We start from the raw sequence: 3213 nt of genomic DNA, 5'->3' as shown, positions 1-3213 counted from the left end.
GGGGTGGGCGCGGCGAACGCCCCGTCGAACCACTCACGGGTCGCGGGGGAAAATTGGTCGAGCACCGAGCTCATGCTCCTATCCTCCCCCGTACCACCGTCACTGGTCAGGGGTTGCGCCCGGCCGCACGATCTGGGCGTGAGTGCGCAAGAAACCACTGAACTCAACAAGCTCAGGAGTCGAGATCGCGTGCCCTAGACCCTCATAGGTGCGAATGGTGGCGCTGGTGTGAGGGGGTAGCCATGTCGCGGTGCGGTCGATGGCATGATCCGGGATGACCGCATCGTCGGTTCCGCGCCCCCAGAAGACCGGCGGCTTCACCTCAGCGAGCCGCGCGTCGCCGGGGTGTTCGCCCCCGGCGACGAACCCTGACAACGAGACGGTGGCGGTGAAACGCTCGGGATCGAGTCGCAGCAGTTGCAGCGCCATCGCGGCACCCTGCGAGAACCCGAGCAGGCTGACGGGACCTGCGGGCAGAGTGTCGAGCCATTCGATGACGGCCTTGGCCGCGGCATCCACTATCTGAAGGGGTGGATCGCCAGCGACGCTGTCCCGGCGAGACCACCAAGCCCACCCGCCGCTCTCGGCGATCGGCGCGCGCACCGAGGCGATCACCGGTTCGAGCGGGAGCGCGGGGGACAGGGAGAAGAGGTCGCCCTCGTGTGATCCGTACCCGTGCAGCAGCACCAGCAGGGGACGACCGTCACGCTCGCCCTCGGGTGCAGACCACAGAATCGCTGATTCATCCAGTTTCACGTTTCCATCCTTCCACTGTGAGAAGCGGTCGGCTCGCGCGAGCCAGTGGGGTAAGAATGGAGCATGGCTTCCACAGGCACCCCCGACCCCAACTCAGGCTGGTTGAGCGACGAGGAGCTGGCCGAGACTCGTCGTCGCCTCCCACTGCTCTACGTCGAGGCCGTGCCGGTGCGTGTCGACGGGCTCGGGCGCGTCACCGAGGTGGGGATGCTGCTGCGCGCCAACGACGGCGAGATCGCGCGCACGCTCGTATCCGGGCGCGTGATGTACGGAGAGACGGTGCGCGATGCACTGTTTCGTCACCTGGAGAAAGACCTCGGGCCGATGGCATTTCCGCTGCTCCCCGCCAGTCCGCTGCCGTTTTCGGTGGCCGAGTATTTCCCCTGGCCCAGTGAGAGCCAGTTCATGGATGCCCGCCAGCACGCCGTCTCCCTCGCCTACGTGGTGCCGATCACGGGAACGTGCGAGCCGCGCCAGGACGCCCTCGAGGTGACCTGGATGCGACCCGCCGAGGCTGTCTCGGAATCCGTCATCTCTGACATGGAGGGCGGGCGCGGAGCCCTCCTGCGTGCGGCCCTCGCCTCGGTGGGCGTATTGCCGTAAGCGTTCGACGAGTTTGGCGCCGATTCACCACAAAAGGGCGGCACCTTATTAGGCTCGGGTTCGCGATTACTTCGCCACGAAGAAGGGCTCATCATGGCCGGCATCACCGATAAGTTCGACAAGGCATACGAGAACTCGAGCATTGCGGAGCTCGCGCAGGCTCCGGTCTCGGCCCTTCAGGGCGTGAGCGACAGCGATGCCGACCACCTCAAGGCCGCCTTCAACATCACCACCGTGGGCGATCTGGGCAAGAACAAGTATTTCTTGTGGGCCCAGTCAGTGGCAACACTCGCTCACTGACGTCGGTGATCTGAGCCGCGTTATTGCGGCCCGACGAGTACCGAGGCACCATGGTAGACAGGAAGGTTCATTTTTCGGTCTACTTGCTCGTAAACCGACCGGTTGACTTCCCTGATGAGACCTGGGTGCATCGCCTACGGTGCGCCCAAGTTCCGTTCCTCAAGGAGAAGACAATGAAGAACATACGTCGGACCATTCGTCGGGTCACCGCAGTGCTGGGCACGCTAGCCCTGCTATCAACTGTTGCGGTCGCTCCCGCATTCGCGTCGGGCGACCAGGCCGCCTCGACACCCCGTGCAGTAAAACCCGTTGCGTCGCTCGATCTGCAACGCTATTCGGGAACCTGGCTGCAACTTGCGGCCATCCCAGCACGATTCACCGCACAGTGCGTGAGGGATACGCGGGCCGAATACACCCCTCTGCCTGACGGGCTGGTGAAGGTGATCAATACCTGCACCGTCGCCGATGGCTCCGTGAGCACCGTCGAGGGAAGGGCCCGGGTCACTGGGCCAACCAGCAACGCTCAGCTCGAGGTCACCTTTGCGCAGGCCAACGGCCAGTTCTTGTTCCAGGCGGCCGGCGCATACTGGGTGATCGGTCTCGACCAGCAGTCATACTCATGGGCCGTCGTGGGAGACCCAACACGGACGAACGGTTTCGTGCTCTCCCGCGCTCCGGAGCTGAACGCCCGACAGATCGCCGGGGTGGTGCGCGCCATCGTTCGCAACGGGTTCGACCCCTGCAAGTTCGTTATCACCGCCACCACCGGCGGGGTTGAAACGAATCGACCGCTCTGCTCCGTGTGAACAACTCGAGCGAGGGCGCTGCCCCTCACTCCCGCACCAGCGTCGCTACCGGGCCATCCTGATCTCGACCAAGTTCTCCCATTCCGGTGAGATCATGCGCTCCCCGTCTGCTCGGAATCCGTTCTTCCGGTAAAAGGCGATCGCACGAGGGTTGAGTTCGGCAACCCACAGGTAGGCAGGTTGGTTGCCGATCGAGGCGTCCAGCAGGGCCTGACCCGAGCCCGAGCCGTGCATCTTCGCGAGCTGGTAGATTGCCTGCAGCTCCAGGTCGTGCGGCGAGTTCTCCGTCCGCGCAGGCCCGGAGATCGCGAAACCTCGAACGTTGCCATGAACCTCCGCGACGACGATGGTGCGGCCACTCGCGATGGACTCGCGCCACCGCTCGACCTGCGCCGAGGCATCCAGCGCAGCAAGAAACCCCGCAGACAGGATGTGTGCGTACGATTCGCGCCATCCTTCAACCCGGACGTGGGAGATGGCCTCGGCGTCATCGGGCACGGCGTCGCGGATCAGAAAGTCCATCGCCTGAGGCTACCGCGGGCGTCTCACGTGTTGATAACTCCTGCAGTTTAGGGTGACACGCCGTTGGTTGGCGGTAAATCTGCCCGTGTGATGTCTCAGGACATCGGTGACGGTTTTGTGTCAGGACATCGGTGACGGTTTGGTGTGTCAGGACATCGGTGACGTTTAGAGTGTTTGGGGTCGTCGCCCTCGGGGTTTCCCATTGCCGACGTATCTGATTCCGGGT

Annotated in this window: 5 protein-coding genes; 3 read left to right on the top strand and 2 right to left on the bottom strand. The window is 64.0% G+C overall.

What is annotated here, in order from left to right:
• Positions 1 to 99 precede the first annotated feature (99 nt).
• Positions 100 to 756 (bottom strand): dienelactone hydrolase family protein, encoded by a 657-nt coding sequence (locus RMN95_RS00660; protein WP_309615050.1) that lies wholly within the window; start codon positions 754 to 756, stop codon positions 100 to 102.
• 63 nt (positions 757 to 819) lie between these two features.
• Here RMN95_RS00660 and RMN95_RS00655 point away from each other — a divergent pair, with 63 nt between their 5' ends.
• The 3 genes from RMN95_RS00655 (at position 820) to RMN95_RS00645 (ending at position 2465) form a co-directional block, all read left to right on the top strand.
• Positions 820 to 1359, top strand: coding sequence for an NUDIX hydrolase family protein (locus RMN95_RS00655; protein WP_309615049.1), 540 nt, complete (start codon positions 820 to 822; stop codon positions 1357 to 1359).
• A 93-nt stretch (positions 1360 to 1452) separates the two neighbouring features.
• Positions 1453 to 1659, top strand: a complete 207-nt coding sequence (locus RMN95_RS00650) for a hypothetical protein (protein WP_309615048.1) — start codon at positions 1453 to 1455, stop codon at positions 1657 to 1659.
• 173 nt (positions 1660 to 1832) lie between these two features.
• Positions 1833 to 2465, top strand: coding sequence for a lipocalin family protein (locus RMN95_RS00645; protein ID WP_309615047.1), 633 nt, complete (start codon positions 1833 to 1835; stop codon positions 2463 to 2465).
• Positions 2466 to 2510: 45 nt separating this feature from the next.
• Here the strand turns inward: RMN95_RS00645 and RMN95_RS00640 are convergent, their stop codons facing one another.
• Positions 2511 to 2987, bottom strand: coding sequence for a GNAT family N-acetyltransferase (locus RMN95_RS00640; RefSeq protein WP_309615046.1), 477 nt, complete (start codon positions 2985 to 2987; stop codon positions 2511 to 2513).
• Positions 2988 to 3213: the final 226 nt, after the last annotated feature.

Origin of the sequence: Salinibacterium sp. (genome assembly GCF_031364185.1) — a bacterium.
Lineage (GTDB): Bacteria > Actinomycetota > Actinomycetes > Actinomycetales > Microbacteriaceae > Rhodoglobus.
This window is presented reverse-complemented; position numbering and strand designations above follow the sequence as displayed.

Coding starts and splice junctions, on each gene's coding strand:
- RMN95_RS00655 (WP_309615049.1), top strand. CDS start 820: ATGGCTTCCACAGGCACCCCCGACCCCAACTCAGGCTGGTTGAGCGAC.
- RMN95_RS00650 (WP_309615048.1), top strand. CDS start 1,453: ATGGCCGGCATCACCGATAAGTTCGACAAGGCATACGAGAACTCGAGC.
- RMN95_RS00645 (WP_309615047.1), top strand. CDS start 1,833: ATGAAGAACATACGTCGGACCATTCGTCGGGTCACCGCAGTGCTGGGC.
- RMN95_RS00640 (WP_309615046.1), bottom strand. CDS start 2,987: ATGGACTTTCTGATCCGCGACGCCGTGCCCGATGACGCCGAGGCCATC.